Genomic DNA, 20,999 nt, shown 5'->3' on the forward strand with positions numbered 1-20,999 from the left:
CCGTAGGAGTCTGGTCCGTGTCTCAGTACCAGTGTGGGGGATCCCCCTCTCAGGGCCCCTAACCATCGCTGCCTTGGTGGGCCGTTACCCCACCAACTAACTAATGGTACGCATGGCCATCCCTGTCCGATAAATCTTTAACCGAAATATCATGCGATATAACGGTACCATGGGGCATTAATCCAAGTTTCCCTGGGCTATTCCCCTGACAGGGGCAGGTTCCATACGCGTTCCGCACCCGTGCGCCGGTCGCCACCAGAAAAGCAAGCTTTTCCGTGATGCCCCTCGACTTGCATGTGTTAGGCCTGCCGCTAGCGTTCATCCTGAGCCAGGATCAAACTCTTCATTGTATTTCCTTGAATGTCTGTCCGACACCCGGAAATCCGAGTCCCTGCATCAAAATGGTTCATTCTTAATTCTACGCTGTCGTTACAATATGTATATGAACTTCTTTTTCAAAAAACCGAGTCAATCTTCTTAAAATCAATTTTCTCAGTCTTAACCCTTTACCTCGTTGGCAAAGCGGCTGCAAATTTACAACTGTTTTCTTAACCGGCAAGCTTTTTTGAAAAAAAAGTTTCAAAACATTTTCTCAACCTCAAAAACAATCTTTTTACATGAACTTCCCGTGGAACACCTTAGTGTTTTTCGGGCTGCAAATGTAAAACGCTTTTTTGGATTACACAATGCTTTTTTTGTGTTTTTTTCAATCTTGTCGACTCATCAAAACAATATATCAATAAGCTTATGAACTCATCGAAAAGCTAGCGCTTTGCTGTTTTCGGGCTGCAAATGTAACATCATTCCTAAAACAAACAAGAGCTTTTTTTGACTTCTCTGTAAATTCACTTTCAACTCACTGAAAGCGAAACACATAAAAATACAACTTTTTTAAAAAGTACAAAAGCACCTTCCCTTTTTCTATTCTTCAGTCTAAAAACCAATTGAACCCTCATTTATTATTGCAGAAAATTAATATATATACAAAAGTAAGCCTTGTAGCATCTATACAAGGTATTATCTTTGTCCTCTCGATTATAAAAAATAGAAGTTTAAACAACATGATAAAGATCACACTGCCTGATGGTGCTGTAAAAGAAGTTGAAAAGGGAACTACTCCTTTTTCCATTGCCCAAAGTATTAGCGAAGGGCTTGCGAGAAACGTTATTTCTGCAAAATTTAATGATACCACGGTTGAAACCACCACACCATTGACCGAAGATGGCAGATTGACTCTTTATACTTGGAACGATGATGAAGGCAAAAAAGCATTTTGGCACTCCACCTCCCACGTTGTGGCCCAAGCATTGGAGGAACTTTACCCAGGCATAAAGTTAACCATTGGTCCCGCTATAGAGAATGGATTCTATTATGATGTGGATTTTGGCGATGAAACGATTTCCGAAAAGGATTTTCCGAAAATCGAGAAAAAGGCATTGGAAATAGCCCGAGGGAAGCACGACTATACCATGAGAAGTGTTTCCAAAGCGGATGCCCTTTCCTATTATAAAGAACAAGGGAACGAATATAAGGTAGAGCTCATTGAGAATCTTGATGATGGGACCATAACTTTTTGCGACCACAGCACCTTTACCGATCTGTGCCGCGGAGGACATATTCCCAATACAGGCATCATAAAAGCCATTAAACTATTAAGTGTTGCAGGTGCTTACTGGAGAGGTGACGAAAAAAACACCCAGCTGACTCGTGTTTATGGCATCTCTTTCCCAAAACAAAAGGAGCTTACGGAATACCTTCAACTTTTGGAGGAGGCCAAGAAAAGAGACCATAGAAAACTAGGTAAGGAACTTGAGCTCTTTACTTTTTCACAGAAAGTAGGTCAAGGACTTCCTTTATGGTTGCCCAACGGCGCCGCACTACGTGAGCGTTTGGAACAATTTTTAAAGAAGGCCCAGAAGAAGGCGGGTTATGAAATGGTGGTTACACCACATATTGGTCAAAAGGAACTTTACGTAACTTCCGGCCACTATGCAAAATATGGAGAGGATAGCTTTCAACCCATTCACACCCCAAAAGAGGATGAAGAGTTCTTGTTGAAACCGATGAACTGTCCGCACCATTGCGAAATATACAACAGCCAACCTTTCAGTTATAAAGATTTACCAAAAAGATACGCCGAGTTCGGTACCGTATATAGGTATGAGCAAAGTGGTGAATTGCACGGTCTTACCAGAGTGAGAGGGTTTACCCAAGATGATGCCCACATTTTTTGTACGACCGAGCAGCTAAACGATGAATTCAAAAATGTGATCGACCTTACCTTATATGTATTGAATTCGTTAGGTTTTGAGGATTTTACCGCACAAGTATCCGTCAGGGACTTGGAAAACCCCGACAAATATATCGGCAACACCGATGATTGGGAAAAAGCGGAACAGGCCATCATTAACGCGGCGGAGGAAAAAGGCCTGAATTATGTGGTTGAAAGTGGTGAAGCTGCCTTTTACGGTCCAAAGTTGGACTTTATGATCAAAGATGCGCTCGGCAGAAACTGGCAGTTAGGAACTATTCAAGTTGACTATAATCTTCCTAAACGTTTTGATCTTACCTATAAAGGAAGCGATAACGAATTGCACAGGCCCGTGATGATTCACCGCGCACCGTTTGGAAGCATGGAACGGTTTGTGGCCCTGCTACTGGAGCATACCGGTGGAAACTTCCCGTTATGGTTGATCCCAACGCAAGCTATCGTTCTGCCCGTCAGTGAGAAACACGAAAAATATGCGGAAAAAGTTTTAAATTCGTTAGAAAATCACGAAATTCGCGCGCTCATTGATAACAGGAACGAGACGGTAGGGAAAAAAATCCGTGAGGCAGAACTCAAAAAAATCCCTTTCATGATTATTGTTGGGGAACAGGAAGAAGCGTCTGCCAGCCTTTCTGTAAGGAGACATGGCGGTGAAGATTTAGGAAGTTTAAGCGTAGATGCTTTTTCAGACTTGGTAACTACTGAAATAAATAGTACCTTAAAGTCGTTCTAAAAAATTAAGTTTAATTAAAAAGTTTACGTCATAGCAATTAGAAGAAGATTTAGACCCCAACCTAGGAGGGAAAACAAAAACCCTCACAACATCAATGAAAAAATAAAGGCCCGAGAAGTTCGTCTTGTCGGGGACAATGTTGAAATGGGTGTTTACCCCATTTCCAAAGCAAGGGAAATAGCCAACGAACAGGAATTGGATTTGGTAGAGATTTCGCCAAACGCAGAACCTCCTGTTTGTAAGGTAATGGATTATAAAAAATTCCTTTACGAACAGAAGAAACGTGATAAGGCCATGAAGGCCAAAGCAAGTAAAGTTGTAGTAAAGGAAATTAGGTTTGGACCACAAACGGATGACCATGATTACGAGTTCAAGAAAAGACATGCAGAAAAATTCTTGAAAGATGGTGCCAAACTAAAAGCCTATGTGTTCTTTAAAGGACGATCGATCGTTTACAAAGACCAAGGCGAAATATTATTGCTCCGACTCGCCCAAGAACTCGAAGAGCTTGGAAAGGTAGAGCAAATGCCTAAATTGGAAGGCAAGCGTATGACCATGTTCATCGCACCCAAGACAAACAAAAAATAAAAACTGAACCCTGGTTCGGTATAATAAGCGGAGTTAAATACTAGGAAAATGCCTAAGATGAAAACAAAATCCAGTGCCAAGAAGCGTTTTAAGCTTACAGGAACTGGTAAAATCAAGAGAAAGCACGCTTTTAAGAGTCACATTTTGACTAAAAAATCCAAAAAGCGCAAGCTGAAGTTGACCCATTCCACTTTGGTTCACAAAGCGGACGAGGACAACATCAAAGAACAATTACGTTTAAAATAATTGTTCAACCGGTACATTATTTATTAACCATGGAGTCGGGCCCAAAAAAGTTCTCAATAATTGAGACGCCTGCTACAAAAAAATGACACATTATGCCAAGATCAGTAAATTCAGTTGCTTCACGAGCTAGAAGAAAAAAAGTGATGAAGCAAGCCAAAGGTTACTTTGGAAGACGTAAAAACGTTTGGACAGTAGCCAAAAATGCGGTAGAAAAAGCAATGCTTTATGCTTACCGCGATAGAAGAAACAAAAAGCGTACTTTCCGTTCCCTATGGATTACCCGTATTAATGCCGGGGCTAGAATGCACGGAATGTCTTACTCTCAATTTATGGGTAAGGTTAAAGCCAATGGAATTGAACTTAACAGAAAGGTTCTAGCGGATTTGGCCATGAACCACCCAGATGCTTTCAAAGCAATCGTTGAAAAAGTAAAGTAAAAAAGTTAATATAAACTTACCCCGCTTATTTAGATCCCGCCTTGTGCGGGATCTTTTATTTTACAAAAGGTTTAAAACAGCTTGACACGAATTACTCAAATTGTCTCGAATGATTATTGCCCAAATGCAGTAATGATCAACTTCCTCCCCGATGCATGGTCTCGATGCTCGCATAGATAAATTCCTTGCCAAATTCCCATGTTCAACCTACCTTGTGTTATTGGAATCTGCACAGAGGCTCCCATCAAGGAAGCTTTGATATGGGCAGGCATATCATCGGGGCCTTCATAATTGTGCACATAATACGGTGCATTCTCTGGAACCATTTTATTAATGTGGCTCTCAAAATCAGTTCGTACCGTTGGGTCGGCATTTTCATTGATCGTCAAGCTGGCCGAGGTATGCTTAATGAACACCTGTAAAAACCCCGTGTTTATATTTCGAAGTTTGGGAACAGCATCAATTATCGTGTCCGTAATCAAATGAAATCCTCTGGAGTATGGGCGTAACTGTATTTCTTTCTGATAAAAATTCATAGACAAACAAACCTTTCCCAACGAAATTAATATAAAGTTTACCAAAACCGGGGTTCAGTTCCATGAATAACAAATAACTTTGCAGCTTAATTAGTTGAAATGGACTTATCACAAATAAAAATGGTTGTTTCCGATATGGACGGAACTTTGTTGAACTCCAACCACGAAGTAAGCCCCCGATTTTTTGAAATCTACGAAGAACTCAAAAAGAAAAACATTGCCTTTGTTGCCGCAAGTGGAAGACAATATCACAGCATGGTAGACAAATTGGGGTCCATCAAAAATGAAATCCTCGTTATTGCAGAAAATGGCGCCTTGATAAAAAAACAGGAAGAAACCCTGCTCACCACTCCAATCAACAAGTCGGAAATAGACCGTATTCTTGACGCCGTGCGTCCGTTAGAAAATGTACACCCTGTGCTGTGTTGTCAAAACAATGCTTTTGTGGGCGGTGATTCAAACGAATTCTTGGAAATGCTCCGCGAGTACTATTCGGAGTTCGAAATTATTGAAGACCAAAAAGAGGTTGATCAAGAGGTGCTGAAAATAGCCATTTACCATTTTGAAAACTCTGAAAAGCACATTTACCCCAATGTAAAGCACTTGGAGGGGGATTTGAAGGTTAAGGTTTCTGGTGCCAATTGGGTAGATGTCTCCGATTTGAATGCCCATAAGGGATATGCCCTAAAAAAGGTGATGGACGATTTTCAAATTGCATCCCACGAAATTATGGTATTTGGTGATTACAACAACGACTTGGAAATGTTGGAGCTATCCGACTATAGCTTTGCCATGGCCAATGCACACCCCAATGTTTTAAAAACCGCCAAATATACTACTCACAGCAACGACGATTTTGGTGTGGAACGGATTTTGGAGAAGTTGCTTTAGTCACACTACCCAATCTATTTATCTTATTCTGAGTGATTTGCTTTTTCAAAATTTGTACCTTAATGGGCAAACAACAAAAGTAACGCCATGGCACCTTTAAAAAAAGAAGATATTAAGCAAGAGGTCTTTGACCTATACGATAAATACGCACACAACCAGTTGGACCGCAGGGAGTTTATGGAAAAACTTTCCGTTTATGCGGTTGGCGGAATTACCATGGCTTCGTTGATGAGTTTTGTAATGCCCAATTACAAGGACACACTCACCGTATCGCCCAACGACCCCGATTTGGATTCCAAGTTTATCACCTACAATTCGCCCAAAGGAGGTGGCGAAATTAAAGGATTGTTATCCAAACCCAAGGAGAGCAAAGGCAAAATGGGCGGTATTGTCGTAGTTCATGAAAACCGAGGTCTAAACCCCTATATTGAAGATGTGGGACGAAGAGCTGCCAAGGCAGGTTTTATTTCCTTGGCCCCGGATGCCCTTACGCCACTTGGCGGGTATCCAGGCAATGATGACGAAGGCAGAGCACTCCAACGCCAACGGGACCGTAACGAAATGTTGGAAGATTTTATCGCAGCCTACGAATATCTCAAAAACCATGAGGATTGTAATGGCAAAGTGGGGGTTGTTGGGTTTTGTTTTGGTGGATGGATTTCCAATATGATGGCCGTAAAAGTTTCTGATTTGGCCGCGGCAGTCCCTTTTTATGGCGGCCAACCCAAAGATGATGACGTAGCCCAAATCAATGCGCCGCTATTGATTCATTATGCGGGATTGGATGAAAGGGTAAACGCTGGTTGGGAAGATTATGAGGCTAAATTAAAGGAACTCGACAAAGACTATGAGGTTTATTTTTACCCCGATGTAAACCACGGGTTCCACAACAATACCACTCCACGTTTTGATAAAGCATCAGCCGATCTGGCATGGGAAAGAACCGTAGCTTTTTTTAAGGAAAAGCTGAGCTAGAAACCGTTGCCTTATATGCATGGTTGCTCCTGGGTATTAAAATAATTAAACGACAATCAAAATACAGCATATTTTTATAAATTGCCTTTGCATAGCCCTTAAACTTAATCAACATCATCTCTAATGAATAAGGGCGAAATCAAAACGCATATCCATAATCCGTACCGTTTTATTGAACGTAGAAGGACAAAGCAGGAATGGAACACTTTTCTCAAGTCACAAAATTATCCGCTATACTGGGGTTTTCGAGAACTCAAACTAGCATGGGCCTTTCAGGGTCTTATCGGAAAACCTATTTCCGGTTTTGCCCCAGACCATGATTACATCCCCTATGTTTATGAACCTTATTTAACTGATACTGACCTATCTCTTAAGGCCTCGCTCATCAATTCAGAAAAAAAACCGATGGGGTTTTATTATAATTCCAAGATAAAAGGACATTGGGCCATAGTGAAACTGGACAGCAAATATTGTACGCTGTCAAAAGACGAAAAAAGTTTGCTCCTAAAACATGGACATTACATCAGAAACAAGAAGGAACTCATTATAGACTTGGAAAATGCCGTTCAAATTGCCGGAAAAAGTGATAGCTCCAATTTTAGAATCATTACAAGAATCAGTAATAAAAATGATGTTTTCACAGCACTTTGCCAACTCTTTGAAATCCCCGATTCAGAAACCGATTATTATCCAAGGAACGCTTTGAGGTATGCTTTTACCAACAACGGCACGCTTTACGAACCCGCTAAAGAATGGCTGGACAATTGGGTGGAAGACACCGGTTTAAAAACACACCTTAGCTGCTTTATGGAACAAAAGCGAGGCTTTCGGGACACTAGGGACATATACTTGACCTGTCATTATCTAAAAAGCTGGAATACGTACCTTGAAAACGGAGACAATTTTCCATACGGATTGGCTGCTTTATCTTATTTAAACGGTACCAACTGCTTAATGGGTTGGGAATGGGAACATGGTGACTTGGTCGAATCCAAAGCGTTGATTCAGGTGAAAAAAGATTAAGTCTTTTGCTTTTTCTTTCTGGCAGCGGGAAAGAGAACATTGTTCAGAATCAATCGATATCCCGGCGATGTTGGATGTAACTCCAATTCTGTTTTTGGATCCCCTACCCTATGCTGGTAATCTTCAGGATCATGGCCTCCATAAAAAGTAAAAAATCCTTTTCCTTTTATTCCATGAATATATCGGGCTTCTCCATTGATTTTGTTCTCACCCAATACCATAACCGTAGGTTTCACCTGATTTCGGGTATAAGCGGTGGTCTGCCCCATAAAACCTTTGACCAAACTGGTATGGTTTTGGGTCAACATCGTGGGCACAGGATCCCATTTTGCCGAAAATTCCATTAATGAAAAGTAATCGGATTCCCTTGGAACATTGGCCCGTTTGTTGGTCATGTCTATCGAAGAGAACTCATATCGGATAGGATTTCGTTCCAACGTAAAATTGGTAAACGCAAACGTATTGCTAAAATCAAGTTTAGATTGATAATTCGCATCCGAAGGGTCACCATCGAACATCGGCTCGCAGATATCCACTTCCTCTGCTGCCAGAGCAATATCAAAACTATCGGTGGCCGAACACATGGCGAACATAAAGCCTCCACCAATCACATAATTTCGAATTTTTAAGGCCACGGCCAATTTCTCATCCGACACCTTGGAATACCCCAAGCTTTGCGCCAGCTCTTCAGCTTTGGCCTTGTCTTCAATATACCATGGAGCAGCTCGGTAATGCCCGTAAAAGCGTCCATACTGACCTGTAAAATCTTCGTGGTGCAGGTGCAACCAATCATATAGTGCCAATTTATCTCCTAATACTTCAGTATCATAAATAGTGGTGTAAGGTATTTCGGCATAGGTGAGCACCATGGTAACGGCATCGTCCCATGGTTGGTTCCCCTTTGGGGAATACACGGCAATTTTCGGTGCTTTTTCCAGAATAACGGCATCTTGGTTTTGGGATGGGCTGCTAATGTCATCCAAAATTTGTGCTGCCTGCCCATCGGAAAGTACTTCAAAAGAAACGCCACGGATTTGGCATTCCTTGCGTATGGCGTCTCCATCGGGTAACATAAAAGAGCCGCCACGATAATTGAGCAACCATTGTACTTTTTGCTGTTTGGCAAGTACCCAATAGGTGATTCCGTATGCTTTTAAATGATTTTTTTGTCCTTCGGCATCCATTGGGATTAGGATTACGGAGGCAGAAGTTTTTAAGAAAAAAAGAAAGAAGCATACAATAATGAGATTTCTCGCATTCGCTCGAAATGACATCCACTGTATTATTTTAGAAAGGTACATCATTATCCGGGTCATCGTCACTGTTCATTGCGCTACCAAAAGCATCGTCCGTACTTGGAAGGTTTGGTGTTGCAAAGGGGTTTTCTTCGTCCGCATTCATCTTCGATTGGAATTCGAATGGGGAATCAAAGTCATCCAAGTTATCAAATTTACCCAGAGCGCCCACAAATTTTAACCTAATATTTTCCAAACCTCCGTTACGGTGCTTGGCTACAATAAACTCTGCTTGACCTTGTGTGGGAGTACGCTCTTCATCGTCCCACTCGTCAATTTTATAATATTCGGGCCTATAAATAAAGGAAACGATATCCGCATCCTGTTCAATCGCTCCCGATTCCCTCAAATCCGAAAGTATGGGGCGTTTGCTTCCACCACGTGTTTCCACGGCCCTGGATAACTGCGAAAGTGCAATCACTGGAACATCAAGTTCTTTGGCCAATGCCTTTAGGTTACGTGAAATGGTAGAGATTTCCTGTTCACGGTTTCCTCCTTTTTGACTTCCTCCAGCGGTCATCAACTGCAAGTAATCGATGATGATGAGCCTAATATTATGTTGCGAAGCCAATCGCCTTGCCTTGGCACGAAGGTCAAAAATGGACAACGAAGGGGTATCATCAATAAATAAAGGTGCTTTTTCCAAAGTCTTTACCTTCACGTTCAATTGCTCCCACTCGTGTTTTTCCAATTTACCGGTCCTTAGTTTTTCGGAAGACAGTCCTGTTTCAGAAGAAATCAAACGGGTAATCAACTGTACGGATGACATCTCCAAAGAGAAGAATGCCACCGGAATTTCCGAGTTCACCGCAATATTACGAGCCATGGACAGCGTTAAAGCTGTTTTACCCATACCAGGCCTTGCAGCAACAATGATCAAATCACTGGGTTGCCAACCCGAGGTAAGCCTGTCCAGTTTATCAAAACCGGACGGAATTCCACTAAGTCCCTCTTTGTTAGAAATTTCCTCGATTCTCTTTTTGGCCTGTATCACCAAATTCTGGGCAGTTTCGGCGGATCGCTTTAAATTTCCTTGGGTAACCTCGTACAATTTTGCCTCCGCATTGTCCAAAAGGTCAAAAACGTCGGTTGCATCGCTGTAAGCCTCCTCAATAATATCGTTTGATATTTTGATCAGGCTTCTTTGTATATATTTTTGAAGGATAATCCTGGCGTGGAACTCAATATGTGCGGATGAGGCTACTTTTTGGGTCAGTTTTATCAAATAAAAATCACCTCCAACGGCTTCTAGCTTCCCATCCTTCTTTAGTTGCGCCGAAACAGTTAATAAATCCACTGGTTCGGAAGATTCGAACAATTTAAAGACGGCCTCGTAGATATATTTGTGGGAGTCCTTGTAGAATACATCGGGATGAAGAATATCGATCACTTCATCCACGCCTTTCTTGTCGATCATCATGGCTCCAAGCACAACCTCCTCTAAATCAACTGCTTGTGGAGGTATTTTACCTCTCTCAAGATTGATAAGGGCAGATTTCTCCACACGATGTCCTACAATGGGGCTAGGTTTTTCCATGAATGCGAAAGTAGCTAATTAACCTTTAGTTAACTTTAATTTAGACGAATACGATTTCCACAGGTACTTAACAATTTAAATGTTGATAACTTCTAATACCTGTTAATAACATAAAAAAATTCGGGGATATATCCTAATGAAAAAGGGGAGCCCCTGAAAAACAAGAATTATTCGCTGAAAACACCCATATCCGCATATTTTTCCATGCGGGTTTTCACCAATTCTTTTGGTGATAACTTTTTGAGTTCTTCAAAATGGGAAGAAATTTTGTCTGCGACCGTTTCAAATGTTTTTTTTCTGTCGGTATGTGCTCCTCCAAGAGGTTCTTTTACGATTTCATCGACCAAACCTTGCTTTTTCATATCGGTTGCGGTCAATTTTAAGGCTTCGGCGGCCTGTTCCTTATATTCCCAACTCCTCCATAGGATGGATGAGCAAGATTCCGGGGATATTACGGAGTACCATGTGTTTTCCAACATCAATACCTTATCTCCCACTCCAATGCCCAAAGCACCCCCCGAGGCTCCTTCTCCAATAATAATTACGATGATTGGGACTTTAAGGCGGGTCATTTCCAAAATATTACGGGCAATGGCCTCTCCTTGACCTCTTTCCTCTGCTTCAATACCTGGATAAGCACCCGGGGTATCCACAAAGCATACCACGGGAATCTTGAATTTTTCGGCAGACTTCATCAATCTTAGCGCTTTTCGGTACCCTTCTGGATTGGCCATACCAAAATTACGGTACTGTCGGGTCTTGGTATTATATCCTTTTTGTTGGCCAATGAACATATAGCTTTGGTCACCAATTTTTCCCAATCCGCCCACCATGGCCTTGTCATCCTTTACATTTCTGTCGCCATGGAGCTCCAAAAAGGTGTCTCCACAAATGGCGTTGATGTAATCCATAGTGTAAGGCCGACTGGGGTGTCTTGACAACTGTACTTTTTGCCAAGCGGTAAGGTTTTTATAGATATCCTTTCGGGTCTGCGCGAGTTTTTTTTCGATTTGGGCACACGTTTCTGTAACGTCTACATCACTTTCTTCCCCAATCACCATACATTTTTGAAGCTGTTCTTCAAGTTCTTTGATGGGGAGTTCAAATTCTAGATATTCCATGGGAAGTCTTTTATTTTCACGAAAAACAATGGGGACAAATATATAACATTATGGCATACTCCCATGAAACATACAAGTCTTTTAACTTCAATAACATACGCTAACATTACTGAATTATCTCTTGGCTTTCATTAGCATATAAACGGCAAAAACACCAAAAATAAGGTTGGGAATCACCACTGCCAGCAAGGGTGAAAAACCGGATTGCTCTGCCAATGTTCCAAAAACCTTGTCAAAGAAGATGTACACAAAGGCCACACCGATACCAAAGGCCAAATTTAGCCCCATGCCACCACGGCGTTTTACCGAGGAAACGGCAACAGCTATTACTGTAAGAATGAATGCCGCAATGGGAAGCGCCCATCGTTTATATTTTACCAATACGTATGCATTGATGTTGGACGCGCCTTTTCTGCGTTGATCTTCGATAAAGTCGTTAAGCTCAAAAAGGTTTTTGGTCTCGGCCACATAGGAAACCGGGGTAAGATCATCTATTTGAAAGGAGAAAACCGTATCCAACCTACGTTTTGCGTTGATGTACTCGGTTTCGTTCCTCACCGTACGTTTTTCATAATTGGTCAAACGGTAAATACTGTCGTCTTCCACCCATCTTATATTACTTGCGGAAATTTTGTAGTCCAACTTTCCGATGGAATCAAAATGCTCGTAGGTAAAATTATAACCTATTTTACGGTTGGGATCAAAACTGCTCACATAGATATAATCCTGCTCGTTCAATTGGTTGAAGATATTTTCCGTTACCCTGGTCTGTTTTCCTTTTTTAAAGTATTTGTACTCAAACTCGTTAAAACCAATACTGGCATGGGGCACTATGAACATCCCCATCATAAAAATAAGGATGGCCACCAAGGTAGCCCCCACAAAATAGGGGCGCAAAAACCGCCAAAAAGAGACACCTGAACTCAAAATCGCTACAATTTCCGTGTTACTGGCCAGTTTGGACGTAAAAAATATAATCGATAAAAAAAGAAAAATGGGCAGCAATAAATTCCCGATTACCAAGGTAAAGTTGCCGTAGAAAACAATCACTTCTGCCAATGGAGCTTCATTGTCTATGATCTTACCGATTTTTTCCGCTAGGTTGGCCATAATCCCAATAGGCACAAACAGCAAAAGCATCCCCATAAAAGTAATCAGGTAGCGTTTAAGTATGTATCTATCGAGTATGGTAAACATTACAGTCTTTTATCCATTTGGTTGACCATTTTGGTCTTCCATTCCAAAAAATCTCCGGCTAAAATACGTTCTCTTGCCGTACGTACCAACCATAAATAAAAACCAAGGTTGTGAATGGTGGCAATTTGCTTGCCCAAATATTCATTGGCTGCGAACAAATGCCTTAAATAGGCCTTGGAATATTCGGTATCCACAAAAGTGATACCCATTTCATCAATAGGCGAAAAATCGTTCTCCCATTTTTTATTTTTGATGTTGATGGTTCCGTGGGCCGTAAACAACATGCCATTTCGGGCATTGCGAGTGGGCATCACACAATCGAACATATCTACTCCCAACGCAATATTTTCCAAAATATTGATGGGTGTACCTACCCCCATAAGATATCTCGGCTTATCTTCCGGAAGAATATCGCAGACCAATTCGGCCATTTCGTACATTTCCTCGGCAGGTTCACCTACCGAAAGTCCGCCAATGGCATTACCTTCTGCCTCTACGGAGGCAATATATTCCGCCGATTGTTTTCTTAAATCTTTATAGGTAGACCCTTGAACAATAGGAAAAAAACTTTGGGAATAACCATATTTAAACGGAAGCTTTTCCAAATGGTCGATGCACCTGTCCAACCACCTATGCGTCATGTGCATGGAGCGTTTGGCATATTGGTAATCGCAGGGATAGGGCGTGCACTCATCAAAAGCCATAATAATGTCCGCACCTATGGTGCGTTGTATTTCCATTACGTTCTCCGGAGTGAAAAAATGACGAGATCCATCAATATGGGACTTAAACTTAACGCCCTCTTCTTTAATTTTTCTATTATCTGAAAGCGAATACACTTGATAACCCCCGCTATCCGTCAAAATAGGACGGTCCCAATTCATAAATTTATGAAGTCCACCGGCTTCTTCCAGTATTCCAGTACCCGGTCTTAAGAAAAGATGATAGGTGTTCCCTAAAATAATATCAGGATTTATTTCATCTTTTAATTCCCGTTGATGCACCCCTTTTACCGAGGCAACTGTGCCTACGGGCATAAAAATAGGGGTTTGTATATTTCCATGGTCGGTAGTCAGCTCCCCTGCCCTGGCCTTGCTTTTGCCGTCCTTTTGTAGTAAGGTAAAATCCAATTGTTCGTTTTAGAACCGCAAATATAACTAACTCTGTTTCGTTGTTCCTTAACAAAAAAATAAAGTTTCTGAGCACAAGTCATTTAACAAATGTATAATCAACACTTGTTTTCTACGAATAATGCGATTACATTTGATATCTAAATTATTGACACGATGCCGAACACGCAAGAATTACAGGACCTGGTAGTACAGGTAAGAAGGGACATTTTACGAATGGTCCATAAGGTAAATTCGGGTCACCCAGGAGGTTCTTTGGGTTGTACCGAGTTTTTTGTAGCACTCTACAACGAAGTAATGGATTTAAAGAAAGGGTTTGATATGGACGGGATCGGAGAGGACCTCTTTTTCCTTTCCAACGGACACATCTCGCCCGTTTTTTACAGTGTTTTAGCCCGAAGAGGTTATTTTCCCTTAGAGGAATTGAACACTTTTAGACTGATAGATTCCAGATTACAAGGACATCCGACGACCCATGAGGGATTGCCGGGGGTACGCGTGGCATCTGGGTCTTTGGGACAGGGAATGTCGGTTGCCATTGGCGCTGCTTTGGCCAAAAAATTGAACGGTGACGATCATTTGGTATTCAGTCTCCACGGCGATGGGGAGTTGCAAGAAGGCCAAAATTGGGAGGCGATCATGTACGCAGCTGGCAATAAAGTGGACAATTTAATTTCCACCGTGGACCGTAATGGCCAACAAATCGACGGCGCTACCGAAGATGTACTTCCAATTGGTGATGTTGCCGAAAAATTCAGGGTATTTGGATGGGATGTTCTGGAAATTGAAAACGGAAACGACCTAGAGCAGGTTATTGCAGGCTTAAAAGAAGCCAAGAGCAGAACTGGAAAAGGGAAGCCGGTATGTATTGTTATGACCACGGAAATGGGCAATGGCGTTGACTTTATGATGCACACCCATGCATGGCACGGCAAAGCGCCCAGCGATGAGCAATTGGCGACCGCATTGGCACAAAATCCAGAAACTTTAGGCGATTACTAATCATAAGAAAAAGAGAGAATGACTAAATATACAGATCAAGGAAAACAAGACACCCGAAGCGGATATGGCGCGGGAATGACAGAACTGGGAAGGACCAATCCCAATGTAGTAGCCTTATGTGCCGACCTTGTGGGGTCTTTAAAAATTGACACTTTTATTGAAGAAAACCCAGAACGTTTCTTCCAAGTAGGTATTGCAGAGGCCAACATGATGGGTATTGCAGCCGGTTTGACCATAGGAGGTAAAATTCCTTTCGCTTCTACCTTTGCAAATTTTGCGACTGGTCGTGTGTACGATCAAATCCGCCAATCCATCGCATACTCCGATAAAAACGTAAAAATATGTGCTTCGCACTCTGGTTTGACCTTGGGCGAGGACGGTGCCACGCACCAAATTCTGGAAGACATCGGTTTGATGAAAATGTTGCCCGGTATGACGGTCATCAACCCCTGTGATTTTAACCAGACCAAGGCAGCCACCATTGCCATAGCGGAACACCATGGCCCAGTTTATTTGCGCTTTGGACGCCCCAAAGTAGCCAATTTTACCCCTGTGGACCAAAAATTTGAAATCGGTAAGGCGCTCATGCTCAACGAAGGTACCGATGTGACCATCATTGCAACAGGACATTTGGTTTGGCAGGCACTACTTGCCGCTGAAAGCTTGGAAAACCAAGGAATTTCCGCAGAAGTAATCAATATACACACCATTAAACCCTTGGACGATAAGGCCATTTTGGATTCTGTGAAGAAAACGGGTTGCGTGGTAACGGCGGAAGAGCACAATTATTTGGGCGGACTTGGTGAAAGTGTTGCCCGTGTGCTGGCCACCCACCATCCTACCCCTCAAGAGTTTGTGGCAACACAAGATACTTTTGGAGAGAGTGGAACGCCCGATCAACTTATGGAGAAGTACGGATTGAACAATAAAGCCATAGAAGCCGCCGTTTTAAAAGTGTTGAGACGTAAATAGTTTCAGCTATCTCCTTTGGAGATATTTCAACTTTATAAAATAGACACTTATGAAAAAAACACTTTTAGTAGCTGTATTTGCCTTAATCGGTGCTGCAGCGATGGCACAAAGCGGTTCAGGATTCGGTATTAAGGCCGGTTTATCCTACAACAAGAACGGAGATTTGGTCAATACCGTAACAGATGCCGTTGATGACCCTGAGGGCAAAGCTGGCTATCATTTTGGTTTTTGGGGCAAATTGGATTTCCCTAAAATCTATCTAAGACCAGAATTGGTGTATTCCAAAACCAAGAGTTCTTATGACATCAATGGAGACTCACAGGATTATGATGTTTCCAAATTGGATATGCCTGTTCTTTTAGGGTACAAATTGATCGGTCCTTTGCACATTTTTGCAGGGCCTGCTTTTCAATATACATTGAACAATGATTTTGACGATATTGAAATTGAAGATGTAAAAAACGACTTTACCGTAGGCTTAAATGCAGGTGTTGGGGTAAACCTTGGAAACATTGGTTTAGACGTTAGATATGAAAGGGGTTTCTCTGAAAACGAGGCTCAATTTATTGACACCGAAGTGGCCAATGTTGAGGGAAGGATAGATTCGAGACCTTCCCAAGTTATTTTTGCGCTATCGCTTAAATTGTAACATATCATTAAACACATGAAAAAGCCCCGCTGGATGCCAGCGGGGCTTTTTATATGCTATTCACTTATTCACTTTGCTAGTTACCTGAGTTCGATTATTTGAAAGTTGTGATTCAAAATCGTCAGTTTGAGTAATTTTCAGTGGTTGAGCCCTTCGTCTATGCTCAGGATAAACTAAAGTCGAAAACAATGATTTAAACCCAAAAATACCACTTCTCGATACGCTTCGCACTCGAAGTGACGGCATTTTTCAAGGTCAGAAATAATAATCGAACTCAAGTTAGTTGGAATCTGGATCCAAGTAATCTGGGGTTCCATCTCCATCGGAGTCTGGAAAAGTAATCTCGCCATTTTCAATTATAATTTCATCTCGTGTTAAAACACCGTCTCCATCATCATCTGCATCTAAATAATTAGGTCTGGGAGGAACATTAAACGGTTCTTCATCAGCATCCGTATTGTCATCCAACAGGTATCTGTTATTGTTCAAATCCTCTTGTATGGATGGAATACCGTCATTGTCACTATCCGTGTCTTCCACAAACAATCCAAGCTCGACTTTGAAGAGTACAGGTGCATAAGTGCCAGCAGCACCAACCGATCTATTAAATGCAGCCAAACCTGACGGCATTACAATAATTCCAATACCTCTATCCAAAATTTGGTAGGTGCCATCTCCATTTTCAACAACCTGACCAGGTGTTCCCGCCTTCATGTTGGAAATACCATCCCCATATCCTCTAAATTGAGATGGCAATACCTGCCAAGTAAAATCCTGATTTTCATCAAATAAGGTTCCATTCAAAGCAGAACCTTGATATCTGACCAAAGTCGAATCTGCATAGGTCGGACTTCCTCCCCCACCTTCCAAAACTTCAATATAATAATAGGTGTGGGGAATATTTTCTTCTCCAGCACTTAATCCCAAATGGCTGGAAGAAACATTTAACGTTACCGAAACCGCACTTTCCATCATTGGCTCTTTGTTCACATTTTCACCTGCTATGGTATCAATCACGATTTTATAATCAAATCCTTCCGGAGGATTTTTAAATTCTTCATAATTGTAAAAGTGGGTGTTCAAAAACTCCCTAATGGTTTCATCATCTTCAGGCGCTACATCGCTCAATAAGCTTGGGGGCACCTCTACAACACCTCCATCATCATCCTTTTTACAAGATAGTAGTGTGACCGCAAAACATATCAAAACTAAAATTCCGTACCTCATCAAGTCTGTTATTTAGGCGCGCAAGATACAATTTTCCATTATTTTTGCTTTGTCCATTAACAAAGATTTGCGAAGACCATGCGAATAGACAAGTACCTTTGGTGCACGAGATACTTTAAAACCAGAAGCATTGCATCCAATGCTGTAAAAAAAGGACACGTTAAGGTGAACGGTAGCACCGTTAAACCCTCACGCGATGTTTACCCCATGGACAAGATTGTTGTACGCAAAAACCAGATTGATTACCAGCTTACCGTTTTAGATGTTCCAGAAAGCCGTGTTGGGGCAAAATTGGTCGATATTTACCGAAAGGATACCACCCCAAAAGAGGCCTTTGAGCACAACGAACTGCTCCAATATGCCAAAAAGCATTACCGAAAAAAAGGTTTGGGGCGCCCCACGAAGAAAGATCGTAGGGATTTGGACGATTTTTTGGACGAATCGGAATAAACTGTTTTATATCTTTGAATCAACTATCGAGCACTATGATAAACCGCATCCTTACCCACGATCAAATACAACACATCACAAAGCGAATCGCTTACCAAATTTATGAGACCAATGTGGACGAAGAAGAAATCGTAGTTGCCGGAATCAATGGTGGAGGAGAAAGTTTTGCCAAAAAAATAATAGCTGTCCTAAAAAAGATTACGGATGCCAATATTATTTTGTGCAAAGTGGACATGGACAAAAAGAACCCATTGAAAAGTGGGGTCAGCACCTCACTTTCGGAGGAAGAATACAAAAACAAATCCATTGTTTTGGTGGATGATGTATTGAACTCGGGCACGACCTTGATCTATGGCACCCACCACTTTCTTAAAACACCGATAAAACAACTAAAAACTGCTGTACTTGTAAACAGGAACCATAAAAAGTACCCGATCAAGGCTGATTTTAAGGGCATATCGTTATCCACATCCCTGAGCGAGCATATTAAAGTGGATTTTGAACCCAAGAACAATGCGGTTTATTTAGAGTAGTTCTTTAATCCTAGCAACAACAGCTTCAGCATCCAGATCATTACAATCCAAAATATGTTTTGCTTGTAGATAATAGGGCCTGCGTTCAAAAAGATGTTTTCCTATAAATTCAGGTAGTTCCTCGTCGACAATATTTTTCACCAAAGGCCGATCATCTTTTTCCTTTGAAATCCTTTCCACCAAGTTCGGAATACTCAGGTTTAAATATATGGAATGGTCAGATTGATTCAATATCGTTGCCATATTGGTTCCGTAGCATGGAGTTCCCCCTCCCGTTGATAGGATAATGGATTTTTCTTTTTCCAAAACCTCGGCTAGCATTTGATGCTCCAACTTCCTAAAAAATATCTCCCCTTTTTCAGAAAATATATTTTTAATGGATTTTTTTTGATGTTGCTCGATATAATCGTCCAAATCGACAAACTCGACCCCTAATTGTCTGGCCAACAATCGTCCAACGGTCGACTTTCCACTTGCCATATATCCCACTAAAACAATTTTCATATTGAAGAATTTTATCCGATTTCAAAAAAACACAAATTTATCATTAATTCACCTTGGAAAATAGATTATTGATGTTATATTTGCACCCGCTTAGCCAAACAGCTAGGCACAACTTGAAGACCTGATAGCTCAGTTGGTAGAGCATCTCCCTTTTAAGGAGAGGGTCCTGGGTTCGAGCCCCAGTCAGGTCACTTTTGAGCTTTCAAAAATATTCAAAAAGTCTGTAAATCGTTGATTTACAGACTTTTTTGTTTTTATTGATTTCATTTGATATCAAATTTTACCATTTATCGCGGTGCGCAATTCGGTGCGCACTTTTTGAATCCGCAAAAATGGCACCTGATCAATGTTAAAAACGCTCCGAACATTTTTATTCAAATGTTCCGGAACAAAATTGAATCAGTAAATCGATGACAAATGGAAACAAACACTTTCGCTTCAATCTTCTATTTAAGAAGTTCCAGATTGGACAAAAATGGAAAAGCTGGTATCTATTTTAGGATTACCGTAAACGGTAAAAGGGCAGAAATCAGTATCCAACGAAAAACAAATCCTGAAAAATGGTGTTCGGCCAAAGGGAGGATAAAGGGCTCCAGCAAGGATGCCAAGGAGTTGAACCACTACATGGACCAGTTGGAATCCAAAGCTTATGAATTCCATTCAAAGTTGGTGGTCAAAAAAAAGCCTTTCAATGCCGAGACCATCAAAAACAAGCTTCTCGGCAAAGGAACTGCCCACAAAACCCTCCTTGCCATTTATGATGAACAATGCCCAAATCAAAGAGTTGATCGGATCTGATTATTCCTATGGAGCCTATCGCCGACACGTACGCACAATGAATCATCTTGCAAGCTTTATCCAAAAGGAATATAAAGTGTCCGACCTATATGTTATGGAGGTAGATTTAAACTTCGTCAATGGATTTCACCATTATTTAAAGACCCAGAAAACCGGCAATCAGAATACGGTTACCAAATACGTGGTCAACTTCAAAAAAATCATGAGGATGGCCTTTGCCAATAATTGGGTGAAAAAAGATCCTTTCTATTCTTGGAAGGCCGAATGGAAAAAGGTGGAAAGAGATGTCTTGACCGAAGCAGAACTTAGGTCCCTGATCGAATTGCAGCTCGAGTCAAAAAGCTTGGAGCAGGTAAGGGATATTTTTGTTTTTTGTTGTTTTACGGGATTGCCTATGTTGATGTCAAAAAGCTTTCAAACGACCATATAGTCCATGGCATGGAAGGTAAGCGATAGATCAAAATCAAAAGGGCCAAAACAGATTCATTGAGCAGCGTGCCGTTGCTGCCCATCGCTGAAAAAATATTGCTCAAGTACAAAGACCATTCGCAAAGCTTTCTTACAACAACACTACTACCAGTGATCAGTAACCAAAAGACCAATGCCTACCTAAAGGAAATTGCTTCTGCCTGCGATATCAAAAAGAAGCTTACCTTTCATTTGGCACGTCACACATTTGCTACCACCGTGACCCTATCCAATGGCATATCCATTGAATCGGTAAGCAAGATGCTCGGGCATCAATCTTTAAAGACGACCCAAATTTATGCCAAGGTCATTGACAAGAAATTGTATGATGATATGAGCATACTTAAGGGAAAGTATTAGTTGTGAGATAAAGTTAAGTACGGTGTATTAGGGTTTCTCTGGAAATGCTAGACTTAGT

23 protein-coding genes, 1 tRNA gene and 1 rRNA gene are annotated in these 20,999 nt (G+C 41.4%); 16 read left to right on the forward strand and 9 right to left on the reverse strand.

Annotated features, from left to right (window positions below; genetic code table 11):
- A 16S ribosomal RNA gene (locus AC13CS_RS09740) occupies positions 1-350 on the reverse strand; the annotation flags it as partial.
- Positions 351-1,061: 711 nt separating this feature from the next.
- Between AC13CS_RS09740 and thrS the strand changes: the two genes are divergently transcribed.
- From thrS to rplT, 4 genes are all read left to right on the forward strand, one after another.
- The gene (gene thrS / locus AC13CS_RS09745) at positions 1,062-3,002 is read left to right on the forward strand and encodes a threonine--tRNA ligase (protein ID WP_293169436.1); all 1,941 of its coding nucleotides are present in this window, start codon (positions 1,062-1,064) and stop codon (positions 3,000-3,002) included.
- Between the two features lie 36 nt (positions 3,003-3,038).
- Positions 3,039-3,590, forward strand: coding sequence for a translation initiation factor IF-3 (infC, locus tag AC13CS_RS09750; protein WP_198519716.1), 552 nt, complete (start codon positions 3,039-3,041; stop codon positions 3,588-3,590).
- A 48-nt stretch (positions 3,591-3,638) separates the two neighbouring features.
- Entirely contained in the window at positions 3,639-3,836 is a 198-nt protein-coding gene (rpmI, locus tag AC13CS_RS09755) for a 50S ribosomal protein L35 (RefSeq protein WP_014033572.1), read from the forward strand.
- Positions 3,837-3,928: 92 nt separating this feature from the next.
- Positions 3,929-4,273, forward strand: a complete 345-nt coding sequence (gene rplT / locus AC13CS_RS09760; RefSeq protein WP_014033571.1) for a 50S ribosomal protein L20 — start codon at positions 3,929-3,931, stop codon at positions 4,271-4,273.
- 113 nt (positions 4,274-4,386) lie between these two features.
- Here the strand turns inward: rplT and AC13CS_RS09765 are convergent, their stop codons facing one another.
- Positions 4,387-4,809 (reverse strand): secondary thiamine-phosphate synthase enzyme YjbQ, encoded by a 423-nt coding sequence (locus AC13CS_RS09765; protein WP_163627911.1) that lies wholly within the window; start codon positions 4,807-4,809, stop codon positions 4,387-4,389.
- A gap of 99 nt (positions 4,810-4,908) precedes the next feature.
- Here AC13CS_RS09765 and AC13CS_RS09770 point away from each other — a divergent pair, with 99 nt between their 5' ends.
- The 3 genes from AC13CS_RS09770 (at position 4,909) to AC13CS_RS09780 (ending at position 7,698) form a co-directional block, all read left to right on the forward strand.
- Positions 4,909-5,700 carry an HAD family hydrolase gene (locus AC13CS_RS09770; RefSeq protein WP_293169440.1) on the forward strand — a complete coding sequence of 264 codons (792 nt, stop codon included), beginning with the start codon at positions 4,909-4,911 and terminating at the stop codon, positions 5,698-5,700.
- Positions 5,701-5,787: 87 nt separating this feature from the next.
- Positions 5,788-6,675: a dienelactone hydrolase family protein gene (locus tag AC13CS_RS09775; RefSeq protein WP_293169442.1), complete on the forward strand. Its 888-nt coding sequence runs from the start codon at positions 5,788-5,790 to the stop codon at positions 6,673-6,675.
- A 123-nt stretch (positions 6,676-6,798) separates the two neighbouring features.
- On the forward strand, positions 6,799-7,698 hold the full coding sequence (locus AC13CS_RS09780; protein WP_293169444.1) for a hypothetical protein: 900 nt from the start codon (positions 6,799-6,801) through the stop codon (positions 7,696-7,698).
- Here the strand turns inward: AC13CS_RS09780 and AC13CS_RS09785 are convergent.
- The 5 genes from AC13CS_RS09785 to tgt all read right to left on the reverse strand — a co-directional run bounded on the left by AC13CS_RS09785 (position 7,695) and on the right by tgt (position 13,978).
- Positions 7,695-8,972 (reverse strand): asparagine synthetase B, encoded by a 1,278-nt coding sequence (locus AC13CS_RS09785; RefSeq protein WP_163627907.1) that lies wholly within the window; start codon positions 8,970-8,972, stop codon positions 7,695-7,697. The genes AC13CS_RS09780 and AC13CS_RS09785 overlap by 4 nt on opposite strands.
- A gap of 13 nt (positions 8,973-8,985) precedes the next feature.
- Entirely contained in the window at positions 8,986-10,530 is a 1,545-nt protein-coding gene (dnaB, locus tag AC13CS_RS09790) for a replicative DNA helicase (protein ID WP_293169446.1), read from the reverse strand.
- A gap of 167 nt (positions 10,531-10,697) precedes the next feature.
- Entirely contained in the window at positions 10,698-11,651 is a 954-nt protein-coding gene (locus AC13CS_RS09795; RefSeq protein ID WP_293169448.1) for an acetyl-CoA carboxylase carboxyltransferase subunit alpha, read from the reverse strand.
- A gap of 114 nt (positions 11,652-11,765) precedes the next feature.
- The gene (locus tag AC13CS_RS09800) at positions 11,766-12,848 is read right to left on the reverse strand and encodes an LptF/LptG family permease (protein ID WP_293169450.1); all 1,083 of its coding nucleotides are present in this window, start codon (positions 12,846-12,848) and stop codon (positions 11,766-11,768) included.
- Positions 12,848-13,978, reverse strand: a complete 1,131-nt coding sequence (tgt, locus tag AC13CS_RS09805; RefSeq protein WP_293169452.1) for a tRNA guanosine(34) transglycosylase Tgt — start codon at positions 13,976-13,978, stop codon at positions 12,848-12,850. Before tgt ends, AC13CS_RS09800 begins: the two co-directional genes overlap by 1 nt.
- Positions 13,979-14,134: 156 nt before the next feature.
- Between tgt and AC13CS_RS09810 the strand changes: the two genes are divergently transcribed.
- From AC13CS_RS09810 to AC13CS_RS09820, 3 genes are read left to right on the forward strand one after another with little or no spacing between them, the layout of a single operon-like run.
- On the forward strand, positions 14,135-14,980 hold the full coding sequence (locus AC13CS_RS09810) for a transketolase (protein WP_293169454.1): 846 nt from the start codon (positions 14,135-14,137) through the stop codon (positions 14,978-14,980).
- Positions 14,981-14,998: 18 nt separating this feature from the next.
- Positions 14,999-15,952, forward strand: coding sequence for a transketolase family protein (locus tag AC13CS_RS09815; RefSeq protein ID WP_293169456.1), 954 nt, complete (start codon positions 14,999-15,001; stop codon positions 15,950-15,952).
- 49 nt (positions 15,953-16,001) lie between these two features.
- Entirely contained in the window at positions 16,002-16,601 is a 600-nt protein-coding gene (locus tag AC13CS_RS09820) for an outer membrane beta-barrel protein (RefSeq protein ID WP_293169458.1), read from the forward strand.
- A 279-nt stretch (positions 16,602-16,880) separates the two neighbouring features.
- Here the strand turns inward: AC13CS_RS09820 and AC13CS_RS09825 are convergent, their stop codons facing one another.
- The gene (locus tag AC13CS_RS09825) at positions 16,881-17,828 is read right to left on the reverse strand and encodes a hypothetical protein (protein WP_293169460.1); all 948 of its coding nucleotides are present in this window, start codon (positions 17,826-17,828) and stop codon (positions 16,881-16,883) included.
- A 78-nt stretch (positions 17,829-17,906) separates the two neighbouring features.
- Here AC13CS_RS09825 and AC13CS_RS09830 point away from each other — a divergent pair, with 78 nt between their 5' ends.
- Together AC13CS_RS09830 and AC13CS_RS09835 are read left to right on the forward strand one after the other, a co-directional pair.
- Positions 17,907-18,278, forward strand: coding sequence for an RNA-binding S4 domain-containing protein (locus AC13CS_RS09830; protein ID WP_293169462.1), 372 nt, complete (start codon positions 17,907-17,909; stop codon positions 18,276-18,278).
- 35 nt (positions 18,279-18,313) lie between these two features.
- Positions 18,314-18,811: a phosphoribosyltransferase family protein gene (locus tag AC13CS_RS09835; protein WP_293169464.1), complete on the forward strand. Its 498-nt coding sequence runs from the start codon at positions 18,314-18,316 to the stop codon at positions 18,809-18,811.
- Here AC13CS_RS09835 and AC13CS_RS09840 read toward each other — a convergent pair.
- Positions 18,803-19,315: a shikimate kinase gene (locus tag AC13CS_RS09840; protein ID WP_293169466.1), complete on the reverse strand. Its 513-nt coding sequence runs from the start codon at positions 19,313-19,315 to the stop codon at positions 18,803-18,805. The two genes, AC13CS_RS09835 and AC13CS_RS09840, sit on opposite strands and share 9 nt — an antisense overlap.
- A 118-nt stretch (positions 19,316-19,433) precedes the next feature.
- On the opposite strand from AC13CS_RS09840, the gene AC13CS_RS09845 reads away from it, so the two are divergent.
- The 4 genes from AC13CS_RS09845 (at position 19,434) to AC13CS_RS09860 (ending at position 20,941) form a co-directional block, all read left to right on the forward strand.
- A tRNA-Lys gene (locus AC13CS_RS09845) sits at positions 19,434-19,506 on the forward strand.
- Positions 19,507-19,732: 226 nt separating this feature from the next.
- Positions 19,733-20,113, forward strand: a complete 381-nt coding sequence (locus AC13CS_RS09850; protein ID WP_293169468.1) for an Arm DNA-binding domain-containing protein — start codon at positions 19,733-19,735, stop codon at positions 20,111-20,113.
- 37 nt (positions 20,114-20,150) lie between these two features.
- A complete protein-coding gene (locus tag AC13CS_RS09855; protein WP_293169470.1) occupies positions 20,151-20,543 on the forward strand; it encodes a site-specific integrase in 393 nt (130 codons plus the stop codon).
- A gap of 65 nt (positions 20,544-20,608) precedes the next feature.
- Entirely contained in the window at positions 20,609-20,941 is a 333-nt protein-coding gene (locus tag AC13CS_RS09860; protein ID WP_293169492.1) for a site-specific integrase, read from the forward strand.
- Positions 20,942-20,999 lie beyond the last annotated feature (58 nt).

It is taken from the genome of Flagellimonas sp. B-3 (assembly GCF_056857835.1).

Coding starts and splice junctions, on each gene's coding strand:
- AC13CS_RS09800 (WP_293169450.1), bottom strand. CDS start 12,848: ATGTTTACCATACTCGATAGATACATACTTAAACGCTACCTGATTACT.
- AC13CS_RS09850 (WP_293169468.1), top strand. CDS start 19,733: ATGGAAACAAACACTTTCGCTTCAATCTTCTATTTAAGAAGTTCCAGA.
- AC13CS_RS09825 (WP_293169460.1), bottom strand. CDS start 17,828: ATGAGGTACGGAATTTTAGTTTTGATATGTTTTGCGGTCACACTACTA.
- AC13CS_RS09765 (WP_163627911.1), bottom strand. CDS start 4,809: ATGAATTTTTATCAGAAAGAAATACAGTTACGCCCATACTCCAGAGGA.
- AC13CS_RS09855 (WP_293169470.1), top strand. CDS start 20,151: ATGAATCATCTTGCAAGCTTTATCCAAAAGGAATATAAAGTGTCCGAC.
- AC13CS_RS09775 (WP_293169442.1), top strand. CDS start 5,788: ATGGCACCTTTAAAAAAAGAAGATATTAAGCAAGAGGTCTTTGACCTA.
- AC13CS_RS09835 (WP_293169464.1), top strand. CDS start 18,314: ATGATAAACCGCATCCTTACCCACGATCAAATACAACACATCACAAAG.
- AC13CS_RS09780 (WP_293169444.1), top strand. CDS start 6,799: ATGAATAAGGGCGAAATCAAAACGCATATCCATAATCCGTACCGTTTT.
- rpmI (WP_014033572.1), top strand. CDS start 3,639: ATGCCTAAGATGAAAACAAAATCCAGTGCCAAGAAGCGTTTTAAGCTT.
- AC13CS_RS09830 (WP_293169462.1), top strand. CDS start 17,907: ATGCGAATAGACAAGTACCTTTGGTGCACGAGATACTTTAAAACCAGA.
- rplT (WP_014033571.1), top strand. CDS start 3,929: ATGCCAAGATCAGTAAATTCAGTTGCTTCACGAGCTAGAAGAAAAAAA.
- thrS (WP_293169436.1), top strand. CDS start 1,062: ATGATAAAGATCACACTGCCTGATGGTGCTGTAAAAGAAGTTGAAAAG.
- AC13CS_RS09815 (WP_293169456.1), top strand. CDS start 14,999: ATGACTAAATATACAGATCAAGGAAAACAAGACACCCGAAGCGGATAT.
- AC13CS_RS09820 (WP_293169458.1), top strand. CDS start 16,002: ATGAAAAAAACACTTTTAGTAGCTGTATTTGCCTTAATCGGTGCTGCA.
- AC13CS_RS09785 (WP_163627907.1), bottom strand. CDS start 8,972: ATGTCATTTCGAGCGAATGCGAGAAATCTCATTATTGTATGCTTCTTT.
- AC13CS_RS09810 (WP_293169454.1), top strand. CDS start 14,135: ATGCCGAACACGCAAGAATTACAGGACCTGGTAGTACAGGTAAGAAGG.
- AC13CS_RS09840 (WP_293169466.1), bottom strand. CDS start 19,315: ATGAAAATTGTTTTAGTGGGATATATGGCAAGTGGAAAGTCGACCGTT.
- dnaB (WP_293169446.1), bottom strand. CDS start 10,530: ATGGAAAAACCTAGCCCCATTGTAGGACATCGTGTGGAGAAATCTGCC.
- AC13CS_RS09795 (WP_293169448.1), bottom strand. CDS start 11,651: ATGGAATATCTAGAATTTGAACTCCCCATCAAAGAACTTGAAGAACAG.
- AC13CS_RS09770 (WP_293169440.1), top strand. CDS start 4,909: ATGGACTTATCACAAATAAAAATGGTTGTTTCCGATATGGACGGAACT.